At 56.2% G+C, this 26,735-nt stretch carries 16 protein-coding genes and 1 pseudogene; 14 read left to right on the forward strand and 3 right to left on the reverse strand.

Annotated elements, in window-relative coordinates; all coding sequences use genetic code 11:
- Positions 1-159 precede the first annotated feature (159 nt).
- The 3 genes and pseudogenes from NC979_RS24845 to NC979_RS24855 form a co-directional block, all read right to left on the reverse strand.
- Entirely contained in the window at positions 160-393 is a 234-nt protein-coding gene (locus NC979_RS24845) for a hypothetical protein (RefSeq protein ID WP_190521498.1), read from the reverse strand.
- Positions 394-546: 153 nt separating this feature from the next.
- Positions 547-1,353, reverse strand: a complete 807-nt coding sequence (locus tag NC979_RS24850; protein ID WP_190521499.1) for a hypothetical protein — start codon at positions 1,351-1,353, stop codon at positions 547-549.
- Positions 1,354-1,448: 95 nt separating this feature from the next.
- Positions 1,449-3,766: pseudogene (locus NC979_RS24855) on the reverse strand (CHAT domain-containing protein).
- 210 nt (positions 3,767-3,976) lie between these two features.
- Between NC979_RS24855 and NC979_RS24860 the strand changes: the two are divergent.
- The 14 genes from NC979_RS24860 (at position 3,977) to NC979_RS24925 (ending at position 26,632) form a co-directional block, all read left to right on the forward strand.
- Positions 3,977-4,558 (forward strand): hypothetical protein, encoded by a 582-nt coding sequence (locus tag NC979_RS24860; RefSeq protein WP_190521503.1) that lies wholly within the window; start codon positions 3,977-3,979, stop codon positions 4,556-4,558.
- 22 nt (positions 4,559-4,580) lie between these two features.
- Positions 4,581-5,486 (forward strand): tetratricopeptide repeat protein, encoded by a 906-nt coding sequence (locus NC979_RS24865; protein WP_190521506.1) that lies wholly within the window; start codon positions 4,581-4,583, stop codon positions 5,484-5,486.
- 173 nt (positions 5,487-5,659) lie between these two features.
- Complete coding sequence (locus tag NC979_RS24870) at positions 5,660-7,936, forward strand: caspase family protein (RefSeq protein WP_190521508.1); 2,277 nt, start codon at positions 5,660-5,662, stop codon at positions 7,934-7,936.
- Between the two features lie 126 nt (positions 7,937-8,062).
- The gene (locus NC979_RS24875) at positions 8,063-8,986 is read left to right on the forward strand and encodes a tetratricopeptide repeat protein (RefSeq protein WP_190521510.1); all 924 of its coding nucleotides are present in this window, start codon (positions 8,063-8,065) and stop codon (positions 8,984-8,986) included.
- Positions 8,987-9,292: 306 nt separating this feature from the next.
- A complete protein-coding gene (locus NC979_RS24880; RefSeq protein WP_190521512.1) occupies positions 9,293-9,580 on the forward strand; it encodes a hypothetical protein in 288 nt (95 codons plus the stop codon).
- Between the two features lie 178 nt (positions 9,581-9,758).
- Positions 9,759-10,034, forward strand: coding sequence for a hypothetical protein (locus tag NC979_RS24885; protein ID WP_190521514.1), 276 nt, complete (start codon positions 9,759-9,761; stop codon positions 10,032-10,034).
- Positions 10,035-10,065: 31 nt separating this feature from the next.
- Positions 10,066-11,097, forward strand: coding sequence for a cyclic nucleotide-binding domain-containing protein (locus NC979_RS24890; protein WP_190521516.1), 1,032 nt, complete (start codon positions 10,066-10,068; stop codon positions 11,095-11,097).
- A gap of 182 nt (positions 11,098-11,279) precedes the next feature.
- On the forward strand, positions 11,280-12,749 hold the full coding sequence (locus tag NC979_RS24895; protein ID WP_190521518.1) for an NHLP bacteriocin system secretion protein: 1,470 nt from the start codon (positions 11,280-11,282) through the stop codon (positions 12,747-12,749).
- Positions 12,750-12,886: 137 nt separating this feature from the next.
- Positions 12,887-15,220 (forward strand): NHLP family bacteriocin export ABC transporter peptidase/permease/ATPase subunit, encoded by a 2,334-nt coding sequence (locus NC979_RS24900; protein WP_190521520.1) that lies wholly within the window; start codon positions 12,887-12,889, stop codon positions 15,218-15,220.
- A gap of 123 nt (positions 15,221-15,343) precedes the next feature.
- The gene (locus NC979_RS24905; protein ID WP_190521522.1) at positions 15,344-18,268 is read left to right on the forward strand and encodes an NHLP bacteriocin export ABC transporter permease/ATPase subunit; all 2,925 of its coding nucleotides are present in this window, start codon (positions 15,344-15,346) and stop codon (positions 18,266-18,268) included.
- A 72-nt stretch (positions 18,269-18,340) separates the two neighbouring features.
- Entirely contained in the window at positions 18,341-20,275 is a 1,935-nt protein-coding gene (locus NC979_RS24910) for a tetratricopeptide repeat protein (protein ID WP_190521524.1), read from the forward strand.
- Between the two features lie 203 nt (positions 20,276-20,478).
- Entirely contained in the window at positions 20,479-23,358 is a 2,880-nt protein-coding gene (locus NC979_RS24915) for a CHAT domain-containing protein (protein ID WP_190521526.1), read from the forward strand.
- Between the two features lie 209 nt (positions 23,359-23,567).
- A complete protein-coding gene (locus tag NC979_RS24920; protein WP_190521527.1) occupies positions 23,568-25,109 on the forward strand; it encodes a CHAT domain-containing protein in 1,542 nt (513 codons plus the stop codon).
- A 119-nt stretch (positions 25,110-25,228) separates the two neighbouring features.
- Entirely contained in the window at positions 25,229-26,632 is a 1,404-nt protein-coding gene (locus NC979_RS24925) for a S1C family serine protease (RefSeq protein ID WP_190521529.1), read from the forward strand.
- The last annotated feature ends 103 nt before the right edge of the window (positions 26,633-26,735 follow it).

Genomic DNA, 26,735 nt, shown 5'->3' on the forward strand with positions numbered 1-26,735 from the left:
TGAGTCGCGACTAGTGTTGCACTGCATCATGGGAGATTCGACGCGCTATCTTTACGGATATCTGAGCCAAGGGAGCTTATTCAACGGGGGGGTGGTGGGCTGGTCTGCGGCTGTAATGTATGGGGCGAATGGGGGGACAAATGAATGAGTAAAAACCGATTACCCCTGGATCGACTCGCTGATGATGGTAATGGCGACTAAACAGATGACCAGCAGAAATCCCTGCCGCAGCAAATAGGCCAAAAGGAATGCGGCAGCTTCGGCCAGCAACCCCCAGTTGAGGGCGATCGCAGCGATATAGGCCACGGTGCAGCCAGCCACGCTCAGTAAAAAGTATTTCAGCACCTGAGTACACAGGGCCAGCAGCCAGTGATTAGGGCGGGGGCATCGCATAATCTAAGTCTCCAAATAGTTGAAGTGGGCTGAGAAAATTAAAAAATCGGGCATATTGCTCACTTCAATAGGGGGCTGTGGGGTAGAAGTTATCCATAGCTACATCTGGTATCTAGCACCCTATTCGCTTTTCTGAATTCAAGGCCAATCAGCTTAAATCGTCTGGAGTAGATAGCCCAGTCCGCCACCAAGGATTGAACCAACCAGCATAAATAGCGCTAAATTTTCTGAAGGTGTTGTCTGGCGGAATTTGTTCGACAGCAGGTTTGACAACGCCAGCACGGTCGCTTGCGACAAAACCATCGCCACAATTACTAGCCGCCGACTATGCAATCCATTAGGTGATAACTGGGCAAACGTAAGCATCCAGGCTCCAAATATGGCCCAGGCTCCGGCTCCTCCCCAAGCCATATGTCGGGCAAGCTTTCTAGGAATAGGCAAAGACCAAATCTCGTTGCTACAGAGCCACCAACAAAATAACCCAGCCGTCATGGCACCAATTAGGACTGCACTCACCATGGCTAGTGCCGGGTCACCGGTGGAAATGTAAACTACACCAAAGACAACCAGTGCAGGCAAAGCGGCTATCGGCACAATGATCATTGCAATATCTCCCCACTGAATTGAGATAATGCCTGCAAACCAGCTTAGAACTGCAATGCCTAACACCGAGATCAAGACTGTTACGACCCCAAAATCGGATAGGTAGGCAAAAACACCTGCACCCAATGGCCCAGCTATGACGATAAGAATTATTGAGCCAGCAGATGTTGTTAAGCCGCCATGTGCATTGACAATATCAATTCTTTGTCTGCCAATTACTGCAACCGCGAACCCTCCGGCAAGGGCAAGTCCTTCAATGGCTGTTACGGTGGAAATTGGCAACGACAATCTATACAAAAGACAGTTCAGAATCCCATAGAGGGATATGCAGGCGATCGCTTCAGCTAGGGATGACATGGTTAAAACCTCCCATTGTTTTGAGGCTGTAAAGGTCTAGTACAAATTGGAGCGGTTAGCCAATGGCAGGGTTAACTGGTGAGCAAGGTTTCTGTCTACAGTCCGTTCCCAATCAAAATAAATGGAGCCCAGTAGTAGGGGTGGCTAAGCGTGATGCTCTCTAAATGAGGTGATGCTGAGGAGCCGGTCACCAGGTCAATCTCGGCGCGAATATCAACGCCCAAGACTGATGAGTCGCCCTCAATTAAGGCCTGCTGGGCCAGGCCCAGGGCTGCGGTGGGGCTATAGTCAGCTTGCAGAGCAGCGTACAGAGCATTCATCAATACCTGGGTGCTGCCGTCATTGACAGACCACAGTGAGGCGATCGCCGCCCGCGCCTCCGTGCGCTGAATCTGGTAGCCAAAGCCGAGAATTTCTTCCCCCTGCCCCAGTTCGCCGCTGACGGCCGTTTGGCAGGCGCTCAGCACCACCAGATCTACCCCCGGTAGCGACCACTGGGCGATGTCGGGCAGGGTAATGCGATCGCCGTTGCCAAAAAAATAAACGACTCGTGGGGTGCCCCAGTGACAAACTCGGCATGGGTGGCGAAGTGAACAATCGAGTGCTCTGCCAGCTCGGGCTCCACGGCGGCGCGGCTAAAGTCTTGGTTGAAATAGGCTTTGGTGGTGGGAATATCGGTGGCGATGCGCTCGACTTCTAGGCCCGCGTACTGCAAGCCGTTGTAGGTTATAAGTTCGTCGCCCACGTTGACCTCGTAGTAGCCTTCAGAAAAGGCCCCGGCCAGCACGGAAAGATCGGTGGTCTGCGATCGCCCCCAGTCGGTCAACGAGGCCGCCGTAATCAGATTCACGCCAAAGCGCTGCACTAGCCACTGCTCGCCGTCGTGCAGCGCCGCCAAAGGAATGTAGCGCAACTGTCCATCGGCGGCGTAGAGAATAGTTTGGGTATCGGTGAGATAGGGCTCTAGCGGGCGAATTAGCAGGTCGTAGAGCTGCTGCGCCGACTGCTCTACCTCGGGCCTGCGACCGGTAATGTCGGTGCGAAAGGTGGCAATTAGCTGGTTGAGCTGCACGCGATCGACGGGCACGGTCCGGCGCTCTAGCCCGTCGGGGGTGACGAGCACCAGCTCTAGGCGGTCTTCCAGAATCAACGGATATAGCAGCGCGGCATTGTTGAGCTGCTGAAGGTTGGTTTGCAGGCGGGCCAGGGTTTCGGGGTTGAGGTTTTGCCCGCGCGCGTTGCGCTGAAGCTGCTGGGTGAACTTCTGCACCTCAAGACGATTGAGAAAGGCATCGAAGCCCTGCCCAGCTTCTACCATCTCCATATAAATAGACAAGAGCTGCTGTTCTGCATCCCATAGGTCAAGCCCCTGGGCGGTTTGGGCGTTGCCCCGCAGAGCGCGCAGGTATTCGTCAATTTCTTGCACGCGCAACAGTTCCAAAACCCGCTGGGCCTCCAGCACGCGATCTTGCTCTAGTAGCAGACGCACCAGTTCTCGGTAGCTTCCTGAAATGGACTCGGTGTACGACGCTTGAAGGTCTTCTGGTAGCTCTTGAAGATCTGCCCGAATGCTTTCGCGGAGGTTGACGGAGGCTTTGTAGAATGCGATCGCCAGTTCGGGCTGCTTTTGTGCGGCTAGCAATGCTCCAAAGTTTCGTAATAAGTTGCTCTGACCAGAGCGATCGTCGATTGCTTGGTACAGTGGCAAGGCTTGCTCGTAGTAGGCGATCGCCCCTTGGTGGTCACTCAGTGACCAGTAAGCATTACCCCAATTCATTAGCGTACGGGCTTGTCCCTGCCGGTTTTCGATTGCTTGATATAGCGGTAGGGCCCGCTCGTAGTAGGCAATCGCCTTTTGGTAGTCGCTTGATGATCTGTAGGCAACACCCAAACCCATAAGCACATTGGCTTGTCCCTGCCGGTCTTCGATGGCTTGGAAGATCGGCAGGGCTTGCTCATAGTAAGCGATCGCCCTTCGATAGTCGCTCAATGACTTGTAGGCAATACCCAGGTTGTTCAACGCATTAGCTTGCCCCTGCCGATTTTCGATGGCTTGGAAGATCAGCAGGGCTTGCTCGTAGTAAGTGATCGCCCTTCGATAGTCGCTCAATGAGATGTAGGCATTACCTAAATTACCTAGTACTTTGGCTTGCCCTTGCTGGTCTTCGATTGCTTGATAGATGACTAGTGCCGCTTCCCACGACTGCAACGCATCTCGAAACTGGCTCTGCCCATGCTGCTGAATGCCCTGCTGGAGCAACGCATCGGCCTCGGCTTTGCGATCCTGCTGAGCGACAGTAACCTCAGCCTCAACCGGAAGTGAATGCTGCACCTCTGCCGATAGACCTGGCCTTTGCACCGCAACCAGTGCAGTAGCAGCAATTAACCAAAACCACATTGCGGAACGACGCATGAGCAACCCTCTACCGGGGACGACAACAGCATATATGGCTAGCTGAAGTGAACTTATTCAGTTTTCTGCAAAGACAACGTCAGCTTTGCGTACCCGTTTGGCAAGGCAGTAAATCTACAGTTCTGGTGAATAAGTTCCCAAGTCTCAGCCATAGAACCTTGCAGAGAGACCCTAGGGCCTCTTTTCCCCACACCGCAGAGGACTTCTCCCATGACTTCTACATCCACCGCGCTTCGCCCCACCACTCGACGGCTACAGATGATGGCCCTGGCCGGGCTGTGTGGTTTGGCTGCAGTACTGTCGTCGTTAACCTCCAGCCCTCCGAGCACAGCGTTTACGCCCCTATCCACCTCCCTGGCGGAGACAGCGTCTTTGCCCAGTCTGCGGCTGCCGATCTCGCTACCCACGGGCACCCAAATTACGCCCCCCATAGGCAGCGGCTACGGCCAGCTCACCGTTAAAAACGGCAATGCTCTCGATGCGGTTTTTAAGCTGGTGGATGCCAATTCTGGCCAAACCCTGCGGTTTGTATACGTGCGAGCTAATGAAGACATCACCCTAAACGATGTGGGTACCTGCACCTGCGATTTGCGCTTCGCCACCGGCATCGACTGGGATGCTGACCAGCAACAATTTCGCCGCGATATGGCCCTATCTGCCTTTAGCAACCCCACAGAGTTTGCAGTCAAGCGCGAAGGCAACACCGAATACTGGACTGCCCTCGAAGTCACGTTGCATCCGGTAGAAGGCGGCAATGCTGAAACCGAAGCCTTAGATGAAGATAATTTTTAGCCACTATTAAGCTGGTAATCTTATGAATCAGAAGCAACATAATGCCCTGGTTTCCCTAGCTGTTACATATCTGCGAACAGGCGATAGCCAGGTTCAAACTCATGATCTTCAATCAGCTACTAAATCCTATTGGCAAGCAATTTTGCTATTTCGAAACGAAGGTCAGACTACACAGGAAATTGAAACACTAGAAAAAGCCTTATCGCTGGCTCTAACGCTCAAGGATGTCAAAAACGAAGCCGCGTCACTTAATGACTTAGGGGTCACCTATCGGAAATTGAAGGAATTTCAGAAAGCACTTGACTGCTTTGAGCAAGCGTTACAGGCTATCCGACAGTTTATCGATTCTGATGCTCGTGAATTTGCTTCCCGTCGCGAGAGTGAAGCTAATATTCTGAACAATTTGGGGCGAGCCCATGGAGCACTTGATCAACCTCAATTAGCCTATGAATGTTTTCAACAGGCATTATCCATTTATCGGCTGCTCTTTGGGCAGCAACAGCAAATCACATTGACATTTTTTAACCTAGCCAATCTCTACCGCGATCGCTGTGAATACGGCCAGGCGATTGAATGGTACGAACAGGCCTTTTCCTTTGCGAATGATCACTTGCCTGTGGAGGCTGCGTTTGCATTGTTAAATCTAGGTGATATCTTTCTAGTTACCGGCGATTACTCTAGAGCGGCGTCGCACTATCAGCAGGCCCGCGACTTAAATGCTCTTATACCCCAATGTGAAATAGCCTACGCATGGGTTGGGCAGGGTAAAGCCTATGAAGAATTGAGTCAGTATGAACAGGCAACGAGCTGCTATCAGCAAGGATTACTGATTTATCAACAAGTAAGCGGCTCTCAAGGAGAAGAGTCCGTCAATAATATCCTAGATTCGGTTAGGCAAAAAGCATTTTATAAAAGGTTAATTATGTAGTCTTTTAACGCAGTCGAAGAAATTTTCAGATTTGTCGACTTTGCTCAATCGGCTCAATTGTTTAATAGAAAATCAGGCCGATAACTCCGTTTTCTAATCGAAGCAAATAGAACCGTTTATGGCAGCCATGTTCGGCCCATCTGTGTTGTTTTAACTTTTCAGGACCATGCCCTATGTCAAGTTTTAAGCGGCGTCGGTTTTTGCAGGTTGCCGGGTCTGCTCTGGCCGCCGTAGGCCTCAGCCAAGTAGATGTTTGGCATCAGGGCGATCGCTACGCCCGCGCCCTAGCCCAACCTACCCGCCGCAAACTGGCCCTGCTAGTGGGCGTTAACCAATACCCTGACGGGGTCACCCCCCTACGCGGTTGCCTAACTGACGTGCGGATGCAGAAAGAGCTGCTGGTACATCGCTTTGGCTTTGATCCAGCCAATATTCTCACCCTAGAAAACCAGGTCGCCACTCGCCAGAACCTGCTAGACGCCTTTGAGTCGCACCTGATCGACCAGACTCAACTGGGGGACGTGGTGGTGTTTCACTTTTCGGGCCATGGTTCACTGGTGCGTGACCCCGACCCAATCCCCACAGCGCTAGAAGGTTACAACGGCAGCCTGCTGCCCTACGATGCTCGGTTAAACCTGCGGGGCAATCAGGTCAACGACATCATGGGCAAAACCCTGTTTTTGCTGATGGCCAACCTCAAAACTGACCAGGTGACCGTCATGCTCGACAGCTGCCACTCCGGCGGCGGCACCCGAGGCGATCTGATCCTGAGGGCCGTCGAGTCGAGGGTGGCCCTGGGCGAGGCGGAACCCAGCCCCATGGAACTGGCCGAGCAGGAGCGCTGGCTGACGCGGCTGGGCTGGTCGCCTGTGAAGCTGAAAACTCAACGCAGCCGGGGCATTGCCAAAGGGGTGGCGCTGGGGTCGGCTCAGGCGAACCAACTGGCGGCAGATGCCTCCTTTGGCGAGGGCGAGGGGCAGTTTCACGCCGGGGCGTTTACCTATGCCCTGACCCGCTACCTATGGCAACAGCCCGGCAGCCCGCCGCTCGATCGCGTATTTGTCGACCTAGCCCGCAGTACGCGAGATGTAGCCAACAGCGCTCGCATTGTGCAGTCGCCCATCTACGAGGTGGAGCCAGGGCGCAACTTTGGTCAAGAACCGCTCTTTTTTAGCTCTCCTCAGAGCCCGGCAGCAGAGGCCGTGGTTGTGGGCACTGAGGCCAGTGGCGAGGTCAAGTTCTGGCTGGGGGGCGTGTCGTCCCAAAGTTTGGCGGCTTTTGAGAGCGGGGCTATTTTCTCGGTCGTGGATGGCAATGGCAATGAGATTGGCCAAGTTGAGCAAACCCGGCGGGTAGGGCTAGAGGGCTACGGCAACCTGACAGGCAGCGCTCGCGGCCAGATCGCAGCGGGGCAACTGCTGCGGGAGCGGGTGCGGGGAGTGCCGACCGATCTGACCTTACGAGTGGGCCTAGATGATTCTTTGGGGGCAGACCTGGAGACGGCGCGATCGCAACTGGCAGCTTTTAACCGCATTCAGCCCGTTGCAGTGGATGGCAGCCAAAGCCCCCGCTACTTGCTGGGGCGTATGACTGAGCAGGGGCTTGCGATCGCCACCACCGAAGCCGTACAGAATATAGGCCAGCTAGGCAGCATTGGCCTGTTCACTCCAGGGTTAGTGGCCATTCGTGCTAGCTTTGGTGAACCTAATGAGCCCATGGCCGTCGCCATTCAGCGGCTCAACCCCACGCTCAAGTTGCTGTTGGCTGGGCAGGTGCTGCGATCGGTGCTCAACAGCGACACCTCTAACCTCAATGTCGATGTAGCTGTACAGCCGGTGAATAGCTCTGTTGCCATCAGTCGCAGCGCCAGCCGTCGAGGTAGCGAAGACAACGAGGTGGCTCAACGGCTAGATGGCTTTAGTCAAACGCTGCGATCGGGCAGTGAAATTGTGGTGACGGTGACCAATGCTGAATTTCGCAGCCTCTACATAGCCGTGCTAGCCATCGGCAGCTCGGGGAGTATGTCAGTGCTGCACCCTACCGATTGGGATGCTCCTGAAAGTGAATCGCTGTTAGAACCGGGTCAGCAGCTAGAGGTTCCCCGTCAGGAGGCGGGGCGCGACCCGAACCGCAGCTACTGTAGCAACCCCAGCGAAGCCTTTCACCTGTGCCTAAGCAGCTCTGGTTATGCTGAAATTTTGACCTTGGTGAGCACTAGCCCCTTGCGTGATGCCCTGCGCGGTCTTCAGCAAATTGCCGTCGCCAACAACACCCGTAGCGGCAACCCCATCGGTTTACAAAACGATGACCCTGTCAATGTGGTAGAAACCCTACTGGGCGACATCGATCGCAGCACCCGAAGCTCCAACAGACTGCGCGACGATGTACGCGGGGTAGACACCACCCAGCTCGCGGCCCTGTCTACCCTGATTCAGGTAGTAGAAAAATGATCGCTCGGCGGAGTGATTTGCGTGGCTCAGAACGAGCATCCGTACCGGAATCGCCAACTAGCCGCCACTGCATAGGTTTGGCCGCTCCAGACATAAGAGAAGGTAGACGAGTTCAACCCCACTCCTATGCCTAGTCCCCGCTTTGCGATCGCTTACCTGACCCAGAACCGCCCGGTAATTTTGATGCAGACTTTTCCGGTGGTACAGACTATCGAACAGCGCTATCACCTCTCCTGGCTGCGGTCTGTGCCTGCCCTGCTCGAAACCGGCAAAACCCAGAGTGCCTTGGGCCACCTCTACTGTCAACTGGGCGAATGGGATAGCGCCGCCGGGGCCTATCTGCGATCGCTCAACGCCTTTAGCCACGCCGAAGATGCCGTTTCCCTAGGCCACACCCTCACCCACCTCAGCGTGGTGTTTGCCCAACGCCAGCAGTACCGCTGGGCCTACGACTACGCTGCCCAAGCCGTGCAGAATCTGCACACTACAGCAGACAATGCAGGCTATGCTGCTGCCCTTCACACCCTAGGCATGGGCTATTACTATCGTCGCCGCTATCGCCTGGCGCTTAGAACCTTAGAGAAAGCCCTCGCCCTGCGCCACGAACTGGGCGACGAACTGGGTGAAGCCATTACCCTGGGCTGCATGGGGCGAGTCTATGCCGTACGAGGCGAGCACTGGTGCGCGCTCTCCTGCTACGAGGCGGCCCTCGATGGCTATCGCCAGCACCAGAGCTTGCTCGAAGGGAACAGCTACGAAATCATGATTCGCAGGCGCATTGCCCGATTGGCCGAAAGTGCAGGTCATGCTGATTTGGCGATCGCCCATTTTGAAGCTGCCTTGATGCTCTGCCAGAAGTGCGATCGCGCATTGGCCGCCGAAATCTTAACCGATCTCGCCAGCCTGCACGAAGGTTTACGGCAAAACGAAATTGCCCTGCGCTATCACCAGCAGGCGCGACAGTTGCAGCAGTCTGCAAAGCCCAAAGCTAGTGAAAATAATGCCCCTACTCCAATATCCTTACAGCCCACAGAAGAAGGCTATTACTAAGTCAAATACTCCGTAGGCTGGATACTGCCACTATCGCTTCAAATTCTGTTGGTTTAGCCCCAATTCTTATCTGTATCCCCGTAGGGGCATAGCATGCTATGCCTCTACGATTTTATGAATGAATTGCCTCCATCATTGCGTAGATCGAGGCCAGCCAAGCAGGCTTAAAGATACACCTAAAATCTTTAAAATCTCCGCTCACGTTGTGAATAAGTTCATCTTCGTCAGACATAGGTAAGGACAGGAAGGCAAATAAACCTACCTTCCTAACTCGGAAAAAACAACTTCTCAAAAGGAGAAACTTCCATGTCTGACATGATCAAGCCCAACGACATCATTGCCGAAGCTGAAGAGGCCGCTAACCTGGCCATCACTGAGCTTTCCGCAGGCGAACTCGACGATTGCAGTGGGGGTGTCAGCGGCCTAGGCGATATCAGCAGCCTGTTCAAAGGGGCGAGCAGCTTCTTCGAGCAGTCGGGTATCAAGATGGATCAGGTGAGCTTTGCTGGCCCTAACGGTGCTGGCAGCATTAGCTCTCTCACTGGCTTCGATACCGCCTCTGGTAATTCCGATGTGATTAGCTTCGGGCTGTAAAAAAGCCCCTGTCCAAACGACGAGTGCCCCTTAGACATCAACCCTCTAACCACTCGGCGTACTAGTCTACAGGGCTTCCATGCAGAGATATGGCTCCACCATGTCTCTGCATGTTTCCTAAGTTTGAGTGGGCCAAGATTGACCCAGTTATTGATCTAGAGACAGGATTTCGCAAGCCATGGAAGAGCATGATTTAGATCTCGCCCCCGTTGAGCTGTCACTAACAGAATTAGACGAAGTATCTGGCGGGTTAGATATTTTTATTTCGGGTTCCATATTCGATCAAAGTGAAAGCCTTTTGGGTCAGTCGGGCGGCTGTGGTTGCCCAGGGTCTACGCTGGCTCAAACCTCTAATACATCCTCAGGAGCCTTTCAGTTTGCTGGGTTGGGCTTTGAGTCGGTAGACCAAATTTTTGCTGTGTTTGCCGGGCTATCGCGGCTGTTTGGTCGGTAGCCGCTTTAAGTATTAACAAGAGGATCTCGCCATGACGACGCCCCTCCTTCGAGAATTTAACCAGCAACATGTGGATTGGCTGGTACAGGCCGGTACACTGCGATCGCTCCAGGCAGGCGATCGCCTCCACACATCCAACCAGCCTCTTAACCATCTGTGGATTGTGGTGAGCGGTCAGCTATCGGTGGTGCTAGAGGCCCAATCAGCTGATGAGGGTAGCAAAGCTGTCCCTAAAGAAATCCTGCGATTATCCACTGGGGATCTAACTGGCGCACTACCTGCCGTAACGACCTACCTCTCCCAATCCACTCTGTTTGCCCTCACCGATGCCACCGTTCTGGCGCTTCCTCTGGCCGCTCTCACTCAAAAGCTGGCCGACGATGCCGACTTCGCCGCCCCGTTCTACCGAGTTGTAGCTCTGACCCTACGGCAACAGCTTACCCAGTGGGCGGCGCAGATGGGCTACAGCGTGGCCCTGCTCGGCCAGCTTCAGCTTAAAGAAGCGGCGACGGTGTTTGCCGAACTGGCCGACAGCGATCTGGACTGGATGATGGCGGTTGGGCAAGTCGAATCTGTAAAACCCGGTACGCCTCTATTCCGCTGCGGCTATCCGGTCGATGCACTGCATTTGTTGCTAGAAGGGGCGGTGGGCCTAAATGCCGCTGAGCAGCCGCCCAACCTAGTAGTGACCGCCCTCATGCCAGATCCAGATAGAGCAGAGACCGAATTTGCCCGGCTGTCACGGGGCGATTTAGTGGGTGAAACCCTGCTATTGGATTCGGCCCCGGCGGCGGTAGGGGCGATCACCTTGCGAGAGTCTACCCTGCTGACCATCCCTCGCTGGCGGCTGCTGGCCAAACTGCTCTACGATCGCCCCTTTGCCGCTCGTCTCTACCGACTGCTGGCATTGCTGCTAGCCAGCAAACAGCAGCTCATGCTGCAAAAACTGGGCGCTTTGGCCCCCAACAGTGATCTCGATAGCCAGCTTCTAGAACGGGTGGCCCTGGCTGAGGCCCGTTTCGAATGGCTGGTGCAGCGGCTGCAAACCCAGGCTCAGTTTTAGATTTTGGATTTGCGCCTCTGGTTAGGGGCCTGCGCTGACTGTACAGCCGAGACAGCTATCCCCAAAACCATGAACACTCCCGCCACTGCTCAAGGAACGATTTGGGCTGGTGGGCAGTGTTCACCCTACGCTTGCTTCGTTCTTCACTTTTCGTTCTTCTGCCTTTCTCCCGGAGTTTGACCATGGTACCGGCAAAGCATAGCAACCTATTTCGCCCTCAGGCGCTAGAGCGCAGCGCCTCTCCCGAACAGCTCGATCAGCTGGTGCAAGTGGTTAGCCCCAAGCGCTGGCTAGCGCTGACAGCCCTTGGCCTGTTGGTCAGTGCCGGGGCCGCCTGGAGTGTGCTGGGTCAAATTCCCTTAACTGTCACTGGGCAGGGGGTGCTGGTTTATCCCAGCGATGTGGTGACGGCCCAATCGCCCGGTGCTGGCCCCTTGCGCTCGATCGAGGTGAAGCCGGGGGACTGGGTAAAGGCAGGCGATATTCTAGCGGTGCTCGATCAGTCTGAGATAGAGACCCAGCTGCGGCTGGCCCAGGAGAAATTGACTCAGCTTCAGATCCAAGACCAGACTGCCCAGCGGTTAAACAGCGAGCGCAGTGGGCTAGATGAGGGAGCGATCGCCCAGCAGCGGCGGGCACTAGAGCAGAATTTGCGATCGCAGCAAGCCCTCACCCCTACCCTGCAAGCTCGTGCCGAAGAATCGCTACGCCAGGAGCGCCGAGCCCTTCAGCAGCGGCTTACAACTCTGCAAGCCCGCCTGCCCATTTATCAAACCCGCTGGGAGAACTGGCAGCGTTTGGCTGACGAGGGAGCCATGTCCCAAGAAGAGGTGCTGAGCATACAGCTGGAATACCAAGAGCTGCAAAACGAAGTCAACGATGTTGAAACTCAGCTTGAGTCCCTAGATCTGCGCGACACCGAAGCCCAGCGCGACTACCTTGATAACCTCAACCGTATCGCCGACCTCCAAGCCCAACTTCAAGGTCTCGACGCCCGCGCCGCCACCCAGCGCGAGCAAGATAGCACTACCCTTGCCCAGCGCCAAAAAGAAATCAAAGACACCGAAGCCACGATCGCCCAACTTACGGAGCAGCTCGGCCGCAACCGGACGATCACCAGCAACCACGACGGTCAGGTGATCGAGGTGATGGCCCAGCCCGGCCAGCGCCTTGACCCAGGCATGCCCGTGGCGATGATCGCAGCCCAGGATAGCAACACTCCCCTCACCAGCGTCGCCTTTCTACCTGTCAGCGACGGCAAAAAAATCAGCGTCGGTATGACGCTCCAGGCCACCCCCACCACCGTCAAGCGCGAAGAGTACGGCGGCATTCTCGGCACCGTTGACGAGGTGTCGAGCTTTCCCGTCACTCAGGCTGGGGCCGCCCGTCTGGTTGGCCACCCTGACATTCTGCCCGGCATCATGGGCGAGGGGCCGCATATCGCCGTCTTCGCCACCCTGCAAACCGACTACAGCCCCAACAACCCCAGCCAGCTGCGTTGGTCGGCCTCCCCCCAAGGCCCCGACCAGCCCATGACCCCCGGCATGACCACCACCGTGCGCATCACCGTCGAAAAGCGCCGCCCCATTTCTTATGTGCTGCCGATTCTGAAGCAGTGGGCGGGTTTTGGCGATGAAAACATCCAACCATAAAGGTTTCTTTGGCAAAAGTTGGACTTCAAGTTTTGAGTTCTTAGTTCTGAATTTTGAATGCTTGAGGTCGTACTGCAATTCAAACCTCAACACTCAAAACTCTCCCACCCCACTCTCCCACTTCCTCCTTCCCCTTCATGAAACACCTTATCGCCAAACTCAAAGACCGCCTCCGCCGTCCTGACCTGCGGCGTACGCCGACCCTGCTGCAAATGGAAGCGGTAGAATGCGGGGCCGCCTCTTTGGGAATGATCCTCGGCTACCACGGGCGAATTGTATCGCTGGCCGATCTGCGGCAAGCCTGCGGTATTTCGCGGGATGGCAGCAAAGCGTCGAATGTGCTTAACGCGGCGCGGCTCTACCACCTCCAGGGCAAAGGGCTGAAGGTTTCCCTAGAAGCTGTGCAGCAGCTAGAGCGGCCCTACATTGTGTTTTGGAATTTCAACCATTTCTTAGTAGTAGAAGGGTTTCACCGGCAGAAGGTGTACCTGAATGACCCGGCCACCGGCCCACGCACGGTTTCCCTCGACGAATTTAGCGAGGGGTTTACGGGGGTGGTGCTGACCTTTGCTCCCGATGCCGAGTTTGCAACAGGCGGACAAAGGCGGGATTTGGTGCAATCGCTCCGCCTACGTCTGCGTGGTTCCTTTCGGGCTCTGGCCTTTTGCCTGCTGGCGGGTCTGCTGCTGGTGCTGCCGGGGTTGGCGATGCCCGCCTTTTCTCAGGTGTTTGTGGATCAGATCTTGATCCAGGGCCGCAGTAGCTGGTTACGACCTTTACTGCTGGGTATGTTGATCACGTCCATTCTCACCGGGCTGCTGACCCGGTTGCAGCTACAAATCTTGCGGCGGTTGCGGATTAAGCTGGCCATGGGTATGTCGAGCGGCTTTTTGTGGCACATTCTGCACCTGCCGGTGAGTTTCTACGACCAGCGGTTTGCGGGCGAAATCAGCAACCGCATCAAGCTCAACGATCGCCTTGCGAGCTTGCTCTCCGGCGAACTGGCCACCACGGCAATTTCCTGCGTCATGGTGGTTTTCTACGGCCTGGTGATGTGGCAGTATGACTGGGTGCTGACGCTAATCGGCATTGGATCGGTAGCGGTAAATTTGATCGCTCTGCGCTGGGTGGCCCGCCAGCGATCGGATACTAATACCCGGCTAATGCAGGAGCAGGGCAAGGTGAGCGGCGTTGCGATCGCCGGTCTGCAAAGCATTGAAACCCTCAAAGCCTCAGGCCTAGAATCCGACTTCTTCACCCGCTGGGCTGGGTACTATGCTAAGTCCCTCAATGCCCGCCAGGAGATGGATCGCATTAACCAGCGCCTGGGTATGCTCCCCGCTTTTCTCTCCGGCCTCAGCGCCATGCTGCTCCTCACCATCGGCGGCTTTCGCGTCATCGACGGAGCCCTCAGCATCGGTATGCTCGTCGCCTTCCAGTCACTCATTCAGCAGTTTATGCAGCCCGTCAACCAGCTGCTCAAGCTCGCAGGCGACTTCCAAGAACTCGGTGGCACCCTCGATCGCCTCGACGATGTGCTTCAGAACCCCATTGATCCGCTGCTGCCGGGTGGGGAGGTGGGGAGTGGGCGAGTGGATGAGCGGACGAGTGGGCAAAACGTGGAGCCGCAAGAATTTATTGAGAGAGAACCCAAGCTTTCTGGCCTAATAACTGCCACTGCTCACCCGTCTACCCACCTACCCACCTCCCCATCCACCCATCCACCCTCCCCCCTCTCCCCCAAACTCCACGGTTTCCTCGACCTCCACCACCTCACCTTTGGCTACAACCGCACCGCGCCGCCGCTGATTGACAACCTCAGCCTTTCCCTCAAGCCAGGGCAGCGGGTGGCTCTAGTCGGCGGCAGCGGTAGCGGCAAATCCACCGTCGCCAAGCTGGTGTGTGGCCTCTACCAACCCTGGTCAGGAGACATCTGCTTCGACGGTCAGCCTCGCCACCAAATTCCGCGCCCGGTTCTGACGAATTCCCTAGCCATGGTTGAGCAAGACATTCTGCTGTTTGCGGGCACCGTACGCGACAACCTCACCCTATGGGATACCACCATCCCCGACACCAATCTGATCCAAGCCTGCCGCGATGCCGCCATCCACGACACTATTCTCTCCATGCCCGGCGGCTACAGCGCTGAACTGCTTGAAGGGGCTGCCAACCTTAGTGGCGGCCAGCGCCAGCGCCTCGAAATTGCCCGTGCCCTGGTCAACAACCCCGCCATTCTGGTCATGGACGAAGCCACCAGTGCCCTCGACACCGAAACTGAGCGCACCATCGACTACAACCTGCGCCTGCGCGGCTGCACCTGTTTAATCGTTGCCCACCGCCTCAGCACCATCCGCGACTGTGACGAAATCATCGTCATGCACCACGGCAAAGTCGTCCAGCGCGGCAGCCACGACGACCTGCGCGGGCAAGAAGGGCCGTATTTGCAGTTGATTCGCAGTGAAGAAGGGTAAGAAAGTTTTGAGTTCTTAGTTTCAAACCGCTCTCTTCCCCAAATTCCCGCAACTCCCCACGCCAAAACTCAAAAATTTTCCCTCACCCCCACCTTTCCCATCTTTCCTACCCTCCATCAACTAATGCTCACCACCTACACGCTCCACCCCTCTCCCCTCCACCATCTCCGCAGCAATGACCCCCTCTTCCTCGACGATCCCCGAACCTGCTGGCGGGTTGAATCGGGTATGCTGGCACTGTTTGCAGTCAGTGTGCAATCGACGGCGTTGACCAGTCGGCGGCGCTACTTGTTTAGCGTTAAGCCAGGAGCAATGCTGTTTCCGGCGGCGCTGCTGAGTCAAGAGACCCCCTGCCAACTGCTGGCGATGCCTTTGGAATCGGTAAGTTTGAGGCCAATTTCTCTAACGGCATTAGCAGACGAGTTGACTGATAGCCGGACTGCTGCAACTACCTTGGCAGCCCTAGAAAACTGGGTGCATCGGTTGGGGGCGGCGTTATCTGACACCGTATCGGCTCGGTTGGCGACCCCGATTGACACCAGCGGGCTGCTGGCACCGGGGGAAGTGTATCAGCCTCCCCAAGGGCGCGTTACCTGGCTGCGACTGCTGGCTGGGGAAGGGCGACTGCTGGGGCTAGAGCATTTGGCGCTGACTCCGGCAATTGGCCCCATCCCCCTCAGCAGCCACCTGTGGCTACAGGCGACGGCAATGGCGGAGCTTGAGATTTGGCAACCTCAGACGCAGCGGGGGGCAGAGGCAATTCTATCTGGTCTGGGCCATCTGCAAACTGGTGTGCTCAGAGGCATTCAGCACCTTGAAGCACAACAACAGGTGCAAGAATATCAGCGGTTTGAGGCCCGCGAGCGGCTGAATACCCAGGCCGTGAGCCAGACGCTAACGCAGCTAGCGGGGGTGTTTAAGCCATCCACCACCGTTCAGGAATCTCAGGGATATCAATCTGGTACTGAGGACGCTCTGTTGGTTGCCGCTGGAGCGGTGGGACGTGCACTGGGCATTGCCATTCAACCTCCAGCCCAGTCAGAGGATTTGCGGCGGGTGAGGGATCCTTTGGAATTGATCGCCCGCTCCTCCCAAATTCGCACCCGCCAGGTGACCCTGCGCGACGACTGGTGGCGGCGTGATGGCGGCCCATTGCTAGCCTACGCTCGCGAGGATGGTCGCCCGCTGGCGCTGCTGCCGGTGGGGGCGACCCGCTACGAGGTGGTTGACCCACAGCAGGACACCCGGTTGCCGTGCAGCCGAGCCATCGCAGACGGGATTTCACCCACGGCACACACCTTCTATCGCCCGCTGCCCTACCAACTCAAGCCGGTACAGCTGCTCCAGTTCGCGCTACAGGGGCACCGTCAGGAATTGGTGGTAGTGGCGGTAGCCAGCATTGCCGCCACGCTACTGGGCATGGTTACTCCTCAGGCTACGGGCATTCTCATTGACCAGGCAATTCCCAATGCAGACCAAACCCTGCTGTTGCAGATTGCCTTTGCGCTGCTGGCCACCACCTTTGGGGCCACCCTGTTTCAGCTCACTCAAGGCATTGCCCTGATGCGGATCGAATCCTTTGCCGACAGCAGCACCCAGGCCGCTGTGTGGGATCGGCTGCTGAAGCTGAAAACCTCCTTCTTTCGCGGCTACTCCATTGGCGATCTGAGCGCTCGGGTGTCGTCGATTAGCCAGATTCGCCAGCGGTTGGGCAATACCCTGCTCAAGAGCCTGTTTTCAAGCCTGTTCTCGCTTCTGAATTTGGGGTTGCTGTTTTACTACAGCATGCCCCTAGCGCTGATTGCCACCGGGGTGGCCCTGCTCAATATGGCTGTCACCGTGGTCTCTGGGATGCTGACCCTGAAAAAAAATCGCCCCCTCCACGACCAGCAGGGCAAGCTCTTCGGGATGATGGTGCAGATGATCAATGGCGTAGCCAAGTTTCGCGTAGCTGGGGCCGAAACCCGCGCCTTTGCCTACTGGGGTCGCCAGTATGGTCAAGAGCTGCGACTGACCCTGGCTTCGGAGGGCATCGAAGACAATTTGACGGTGATCAATAACCTGCTGGCGGCTCTCACCCCCGCGGTGCTATTCGCCTTCGCCACGGGCATGATTCAGCAGTCACAGACGGGGGAGGGCGACTTTTCGACCGGCACATTTTTGGCCTTTAATGCGGCCTTTGGCACCTTTATCGGCGGGGCCACCAGTCTCAGTAGCACCGTTATCGACGTGCTCGATGTGCTGCCCATCTGGCAGCGGGCGGAACCTATTCTCGCCGCCCAGCCCGAGGTTGACCCCCACAAGGCCGACCCAGGACGAATCTCGGGCCAGGTGACGGTGAGCAACGTGGGCTTTCGCTATCGCTCCGACGGGGATCTCATTCTAGACGGTGTCACCCTCGCCATTGAACCGGGGGAATTTGTCGCCCTGGTTGGCCCCTCGGGCAGCGGCAAGTCTACGCTATTTCGCCTGCTGCTAGGGTTCGATGCACCAGAAGTTGGCACGGTCTACTTCGACGGGCAGGATATGGCAGGCCTAGACCTCAACGCCCTGCGCCGGCAGTTTGGCGTGGTGCTGCAAACCAGTCGTCTGATGTCGGCCTCAATTTTCGAAAACATCGCCAGCAGTGCCCGCATCACCATGGAAGAAGCTTGGGAGGCGGCCTCGATGGCGGGGCTGGCCGACGACGTTCTCTCGATGCCGATGGGCATGCACACGGTGGTGAGCGAGGGGGGCACGAATCTCTCGGGCGGCCAGCGGCAGCGGCTGCTGATTGCCCGAGCCCTGGCCTTGCGCCCCCGCATTTTGCTGTTTGACGAAGCCACCAGCGCCCTGGACAACCGCACCCAGGCGATCGTCAGCGAAAGCCTGGAGCGGCTGCGGGTAACGCGCATTGTGGTGGCCCACCGGCTCAGCACCATTCGCAATGCCGATCGCATCTACGTACTCGAAAAAGGCTGTCTAATTCAGCAGGGCAGCTTTGATGAACTGGCCGCTGAAGAGGGGCTGTTTAGCCAACTCACTAAGCGCCAGCAGGTGGATTCTTGAAACATCGCACAAGTGTGAATAAGTCCTTTGGCCCCAGTGATATGTGCCTTAGCCACCCTCAGGATTTAACCTATGCGACGCCTTTACCTGTTCGGCTTATTAGCTGCTTCTGGACTATTGACTGCGATCGCCCCCACCTTACCCACCCTGGCTCAACCACCGCTCGCCGAGCAGCCCGCCCCGGCTCAATCGCCTACCACCGTCGCCGCTCTGATGACCCAGGGCTATCAGCAGCTCTATAACAGCCAGCTACAGGAGGCGATCGCCTGGTTTCAGCAGGCAGTAGCTCAGTTTCAACAGACAGGCGATCGCGCGGGTGAAGCTGCTGCCTTGCTAGGGCTGTCGGAAACTTACCTGTGGTCGTTCCAATTTGAGCAAGAGTTAGAAACAGCTCAGCAAGCATTAGCGATCTACAGAGAACTGGGCGATCGCGCTGGGGAGGCTGAGGCTCTGCAACTGGTGGGCGATGCTCAGCTCAATTTAGATGACTATGACAACGGCGTTGCCACTCTGCAAGAGACCCTAGCCCTGCGCCAAACCTTGCCAGATCGTCAAGGTGAAGGGTGGACTCTGGGCCTGTTGGGCATTGGACAAGTAAAACAGGGTGATGCCGCCGAGGGTTTGACTACGATGCAGCAGGCGATCACCATTCTCAACCAACCCGTTGCCCCTGCTTTAGAGCAACGCCAGCAGTACCGACGCGGCGTGATTTTGGCGTGGATTGGTTACGTCAATGGCCTACAGGAAAACTACGCGGCAGCACTAGAGGCACTAGAGGAAGCGATCGCCTTAGGGCGATCCGTGGGGAATCGCTCAGTTGAAAGGCTATCGCTGGTGTTTTTGGGTGACGTACAAAAGGAGCAGGGCCAGTTTGCCGAGGCGTTAGTCACTTATCAAGCTGCATTGACCGCAGCCGAGGATCTAGGCAATCCCTCGGCTCAGGCCTATGGGCATACCTTAATTGGCAATCTGCACTATGAGCAAGAGCAGTACGATGACGCGAGAGAAGCCTATCAAAGGGCGCTGGCTCTTTATGAAGCTTTAGGCAACCGAGAAGCTCAGGCATGGAGATTGTTTGATATTGGTTATATCTATAAACAGCAGCAGCAATATTCCCAGGCCCTTGAGGCTCATCAGCAGGCGCTAGGTCTGTTTCAGGCCGATGGAAATTCTGTTGGCGAGCTGAGCACGCTGAATACGATTGGCTACACCTACGAAACGCTTGGGGAATACGAGCAGGCAAGATCATGCTTTCGGCGGCAGATTGAGCTTGCACAGCAAGTCAATAACGTGACTCAAGAAGCCTTTGGTTTTTGGGGAGTTGGTTCAACGTACCTCGGCCAAGCCCAGCGACTCTACGCCGATGAAGCCTACTCAGAGTCAGTGGCTATTGCTGAGCAAGCAATAGCCCCCTACCAGCAAGCTATCAATCTGGCTAAGGGCGGCAGGTTTAATCTGGAGCAGGATGGAAGCCTAATTACCTCTGCCCACGTTGTTTATTCCACTCAAGGGCATGCGTTTGATCAACTGCGCCAGTTTCCTGAGGCGATCGCGGCCCATCGGCAATCCCTAGAAATTTTAGACACCTACCGCGATCGCATGCCCGAGGTTGAGTATCTGGTGCAGCGCCGAGGTGCACTGATGCAGCTTGGGCTTGGCTATTCCGACAATGGCCAGTATGTCGAAGCCATTGCTGCCTTCGAAGAGACTGCGAAAGTTGCTGAGCAGCTCAATGAGCCAACCCAACAGTTGCAAGCCCTAAGGTTTGTTTCTATCAATCATGGCTATCTAGGCAACTACGCTGAGGCATTGGCTGTAGCCCAGCAAGTTTTGAAAATTACTGCCGAGAAACTGCTTGACGATGCTAATGCAAAATTATCGGCACTGATGGTTTTAGGGCGAGCTTACAGCAATCTAGGACAGTACCCTGCTGAACTAGAACAATACAAACAGGCTCTACCCATTGCACAATCGCTTGGAGATATTGTACTGAAATTAGTCTACTGAACAACACCGCTACGGCTTATTCGGCTCAGGGCAACTATCGGCAGGCGCTAGAGACTCAGCAGCAGGCGATCGACCAACAGCAGGAGGCGATCGATGCGCTAGAGACCAACACCCCTGAAAGCTTCGAGCAGTTTTGCAGTGGCTATGCCAAGGATGTAGGTGCTGTCATTCGGCAGCAGTGCCTAGGCACCTACCGCTATGGCATGGCTGTGGGCCTAAACAATCAAGTCTCTCACTATCGAACCTTGGGGCGCTACCCAGAGGCGATCGCTGCATACAACCAGGCATTGGCAATTGCCCAAGAGTACAAAAATCTTGAGCTAGAGACGTCGTTACTACTCAACATCGGAGGTGTCTATGATGAGATGGGCACCTATGCCGAGGCTATAGATTCCTACGAGCGAGCCTTGGAAATTGCTGAGTCTACTAACAGTCGTCCTAATCAGACTGTTGCTCTCAATAATCTAGGGCGCACCTACAGTGAGCAAGGGCAGTATCCTCTTTCCCTAGAGGCTTATCAGCGCAGTCTGCAACTAGCTCAAGCAATCGATAGCCCATACTCGGTATCAACGGTGCTGGGCAACCTTGGTGTGGTTTACAGTGCCCAAGGCAGAGTAGACGAAGCTCGTGAGGCTTATCAACAAGCCTTAGCTATTAACCAGCAATTAGGGCTAGACCTGACGACTAGCCTCAATAATCTTGCTGTCTTGGATTCTGACCAAGGGCTCGGTGCGGAAGGGTTAGAGAAACTGGAGCAAGCCCTAGCGATCGCTCAGGCATCAGGCGATCGCCTCTCTGAGGCTACTGTGCTAGGTAACATAGCCGATATTTATGGCGCACAAGGTAACTATAGCCGAGCGATTGATCTCAGGCAGCAGGTGCTAGCTATTTACCAAGAAATTGGGGCGCGATCGAGCGAAATCGGCGGTCTCATTTCCTTAGGAATCAGCTATCACAACCTAGGCCAGTACAACAAAGCCCGCGAGTTTCATCAGCAAGCGCTAGATCTCAGCCGAGTGGTCGGGCAACGGTCAAAAGAGGCTTTGGCTATGGGCAATTTGGCCAGAACATACCTCTGGCAAAATCAAGCCTCTGAGGCTCAGGTTCTTTACGAACAGGCTCTTAATCTGGCTCGCGGCATCGGCGAAGTCAATACCGAATCCGCCTTGCTCGATGCCCTGGGCCGCACCTACGAGCGCCTGGGGCAAGACGATCGCGCGATCGCCACCTACCAGCAGGCCATTGTGCTAGCACGTCAGACCGGCTTTCGTTTGGTCGAATCCAGCACCCTGCGCGGGCTAGGCGTTGTCTATGGCAAGCAGGGGCGCCAAAACGAAGCCCTAGAGGCATTTCAGCAGGCGCTTACCATTCAGCGACAGATTAATGAACCAGCGATCGAAGCGCAGACATTGACCAATGTGGGTGAGCTTTTTGTGGCTCAAAACCAGCCCGAAATGGCGATCGCATTCTACAAACAATCCGTCAACATCACCGAGGGCATTCGCGCCAACCTGGGTACCCTACCCGCCGACCTGCAACAGTCATACACCGACAGCGTGGCCGACACCTACCGCACTCTGGCCGACCTGCTGTTGCAGCAAAACCGTGTGCTAGAGGCCCAGCGGGTACTCGACCTACTGCGGGTGCAAGAGTTAGACGACTACCTGCACAATGTGCGCAGCACCGAGCAAACCGCCACTGGGGTAGACCTGTGGGAGCCCGAGCAGCGCATTCTCGACCTCTACGACCAGACCATTGCCGAAGGAGCCGAGCTGGCCCAGCTCCAGGCCAAGGCTTCGCTAACCCCTGCCGAAACCCAGCGGCGCGACGAATTGCTGGCCCGCCAGGATGAGTTACGCAGCGTCTTTCAAGATTTTCGCGATCGCGACGATGTACAAGCGGCGATTGCCCAATTGCGGACCAGTACTGACGGCCAAAACATTGAACTCAGAAACTTTAACCAGCTACAAAACAGCCTGGCCCAGCTCAATACCAATGCTGTGCTGCTCTACCCGCTTATCCTGCCCGATCGCCTGGAGCTAGTGCTGATCACCCCCCATGGCGCACCGATTCGGCGGCCAGTTGACGTCAGTGCCACCGACCTCAACCGCGCCATTGTTGAACTGGGCCAGGCGCTCAAAGACCCCCGCCTCGACGCCAAAGCCCCGGCCCAGCAGCTCTACCAGTGGCTGATTGCGGGGCTAGAAGCCGATCTGGCCGCCGCCAACGCCGAAACCATTATCTATGCTCCTGACGGCGCGCTGCGCTACATTCCCCTTGCAGCCCTGCACAATGGCGACCAGTGGCTAGCTGAGCGCTTTGCCGTTACCCACATTACCGCCGCCTCGCTAGTTGACTTTACCGCTCGACCCAGCTACCGCCCCGACAACCTAAATATGCTCGCCGCCGCCTGCGTGCAGTGTAGCTTCGAGAATATCAACGGCTATCGCTTTGCCAACCTCCCTCACGCGGGGGTAGAGGTCGAAACTCTGGCGGCGCAAGTTCCCAATACCGAGCTGCGACTCGACAATGCTTTTAGCGCTAGCGAGCTGCGCGGCTTAATGGGCAAGTTCTCCATTGTGCATTTGGCAACCCACGCCAAATTTGTACAGGGTCAGGGCGACGCATCATTCATTGTCACTGGAGACGGCAGCTCGGTTTTTCTACGCGATATTGAGTCGTGGAATTTACCTAATCTGGATCTGGTCGTGCTCAGCGCCTGCGAAACTGCCATTGGGGAAGCGCAACTGGGCAGCGGAGTAGAGATTCTTGGCTTTGGCCATCGTATGGAGCAAGCAGGGGCCAAGGCGGCGATCGCATCGCTCTGGCAGGTGAGCGATGGCGGCACCCAAGTGCTGATGAACGCCTTTTATGGAGCCTTGCAGGCAGGCTATACCAAAGCCCAGGCGCTACAAGTTGCCCAACAGGCTCTCATCTCAGGCGAGTTTGAAATCAAGGGCGAGGGCGATCGGGCCGACTTAAACTTGGTTACAGCCCAGGTAGGGCTGCCCGGTAGCGTCACCACAAATCTTAACCATCCCTACTACTGGGCACCCTTCATTCTGATCGGCAATGGATTGTAACCCCCATGATTTGATCAACTAGTTTTTTTGAGTTAATCAGCATTCTTAATACCTGAACAGAATCTTATTAACTTCAAGTAGAAATCTTACGGATTTCGTACGTTAACTTGCGATTTAGATGGTCGTCTAACGAAGGCAAGATTGCCTAAAAATGCATAGGTTGGCAACTTCTAAAAGCCTAAGCTTTGGCTACTCTTAGGAGTTGACCTATGCACCGTTTACCTGGGTTTAGTTTGTTGGCTTCTGCCTGCCTGCTAGGGGCGATCGCCCCTAGCGCACCCTCTATGTACCCTAGCACCGCCGTATCACTCCCCAACCCAGTACTTGAAACCCAGCGGGGGCAGAGCTCCGTCAGTGCTCTAACCACCGCCAATAGCGACTCTTGGCAGCTTGAACCGCGCATTCTCGCTCTCTCCGCCCACACCATTGAGGAAGGGGTTGAGCTAGCCCAGCTCCAAGCCCAACCCGCCCTAACGGCGACAGAAACTCGGCGGCGCGACCATTTGCTGTCCCGCCAGGATGAGCTGCGGGCAGAGTTTCGGCAGTTTCGCGATCGCCCGGAGGTACAGGCGGCGATCGCCCAGTTGCGCGACACCACCAACGGCCAAACCATTGAGATTGACCACTTCAATACCCTGCAAAGCAGCTTGATTAACCTCGACACCAACGCTGTGCTGCTCTACCCGCTGATTTTGCCCGATCGCCTGGAGTTGATATTGATTACCCCCTACGGTGCGCCAATTCGGCGGCCCGTGTTGGTCAGCGCCACTGACCTAAACCGCACCATCGCCGAGCTAGGGCAGGCCCTCCAAAATCCGCATCTCGATGCTACCGCTCCAGCCCAGCAGCTCTACCGATGGCTCATTGCCGACCTCGAAAACGATCTGACCGCCGCCCAGGCCGAGACCATTCTCTACGCCCCGAACGGGGCACTGCGCTATATTCCCCTAGCGTCACTGCACGACGGGCAGCAGTGGTTAGCCGAGCGCTTCGCCGTGAGTCACATTACCGCCGCCTCGCTAGTCAACTTTACTGCCCGACCTAGCTACCACCCCGATCGCCTCAAATTACTGGCCGCTGCATGTGTGCAGTGCAATTTTGAACTCAACGGCTTTCGCTTTGCTGACCTGCCCAGCGCTGGGGTCGAGGTCAAAACCCTGGCAGCACAGATTCCTAATACCGAACTGCGGCTGAACACCAACTTTAGCGCCAGTGCCCTGCGAACCTTGATGGGCGACTACCCGATCGTGCACTTGGCCACCCATGCCAAGTTTGTGCCGGGTCGCGCCAGTGAGTCATTTATTGTCACTGGGGACGGCAGCGCTGTTTCACTACGCGACATTGCGTCATGGAACCTGCCCAATACTGATCTGGTGGTGCTGAGCGCCTGCGAAACCGCTGTGGGCGAAACCCAGCTGGGCAGCGGAGTCGAGATCTTAGGCTTTGGCTACCAGATGCAGACTGCCGGGGCTAAAGCGGCGATCGCATCGCTCTGGCAGGTCAGCGACGGCGGCACCCAGGTCTTAATGAATGCCTTCTACACCGGTTTACAGGCGGGCTACACCAAAGCCGAAGCGCTGCAACTGGCCCAGCAGACGCTGATCGACGGCGATTTTACTATTGCAAGAACGGGCGATCGCGCTGACATCAATCTCGTTACAGCCCGTAGCGATCTGCCTCGCGCCGTCAGCGATAACCTTAGTCATCCCTACTACTGGGCACCCTTCATTCTCATCGGCAATGGGCTGTAGCCCCAGGCCCGACCCCCACGGGTTGAATAACTCTGCCCAGCTCAGACATACATTCTTGTGAACGCTACCGCCTTCGGCATCTTTGCCCCCAGTCTTTTAACTCTAAAAGGAATACCCCCATGACACGCTTCTTCAAGTCTCTGGCGATCGCCGCTAGCTTGCTCACCGTTGCCCTCACTGGCTGTGGCAAAACCACCGCCCTCAGCCCCAGCCAACTGGCCGAACAAAACAAGCCCGGCACCCTGATGATTCAAACGGTTCACAATGCTGAGTTTTCGGTACCCGACTACAACCTCAACGAGGACAAAATGGCCCAGCTTTTTGAGGCTCTGGGCAAAAAAGTGACCAGCGGCGAATATACCTCTGAGCAGCAGATGTTTGTGGCGGTCATTCAAACGGTATTGGCCGATCCCCTGGCCTACTTCACCCCAATCTCAGAGCGCATGCAAGAGCAGGCCGAAGTCAGCACCACCGGCTCGGCCCTAGCGGTCACCGAAGATGGCTACTTGGTCACCAATGCCCACGTAGTCTCCTCAGAGCAAGACGATATTAAGGGAATGCTGGCCGACAGTGCCCTGGAGGAAGTAGCTGTCTCTAGCTGCAAATCGCTGTGGAATGAGCTGAGCGACGGCTACTACCAGGAGGCGATCGGTGCACTGATGGGCACCCAGGAATTTGTGGAGCTCTGTCTGCAAGCCCATGTCAAATACTTTGCCCACCACATGTCGCTCGATGCTATAGATACCAAAATTTATGCGGCGATGGGAGCCACCGCCCGCGACCAAATTGTTGAGCAGGGCCAAAAAGCGACTGTCAAAGCGATCGGCGAACCCGCCCCCGGCAAAGACGTGGCGATTCTCAAAATTGAGGCCACCCACATGCCCACTGTGGCCCTAGGAGACGATAAAGCGCTGGCGGCGGGCGATCGCATGTTCATTCTCGGCTACCCCGGCGCAGGCGTGATCGACGAGCAAGAAGCGGTCGAAGCCTCCCTCACCGCTGGGCTGGTCAGCGCCCGCAAAACCATGGCCGACGGTTGGGATATTTTACAGACCGATGCCGCCATGAGCAGCGGCAACAGCGGTGGCCCGGTGTTTAACGAAGCAGGCGAGGCGATCGGCATTGCCACCTTTGCTAAGGTTGACCCCACCACGGGCAGTCAGGTGCAGGGCGCAAACTTTGTCATTCCCATGGGCGTAGTCAACGAATTTTTGAACCAAGCCAATGTAGAACCTGCCCCTAGCGGCGTTTCTCAGCTCTACCAAACCGCCGTCACCCAGTTTGAGCGGGGTCAGTTCAAGCGTGCCCTGGCCAGCTTTCGCCAGGTCAGTGAGCTCAACCCGAGCTACCCCTACGTGCAGGACTACCTAAGCAAAACCCAGGCCGCCCTTAACAATGATTCATCGGGGGCATCACTTAGCACCTTGGGCCTTGGGGGTGTTGCCCTACTGCTGTTGTCGGGGGGCACAGTTGTAGCTCTGCGCCGGGGCGTCGTGAAGCTGCCTAAGCTCACTACCCACTGATGGCGCGCTGTCAGCAATCACCCTTGGCCGGAGAAATGCGTCTGCATACTCTGGCCAAGGACTTTAAGCTCTCCTGCAGGGACAAAAACGAAATGAGAAGAGC

The organism is Leptolyngbya subtilissima AS-A7 (genome assembly GCF_039962255.1).
Classification (GTDB): Bacteria; Cyanobacteriota; Cyanobacteriia; order Phormidesmidales; family Phormidesmidaceae; genus Nodosilinea.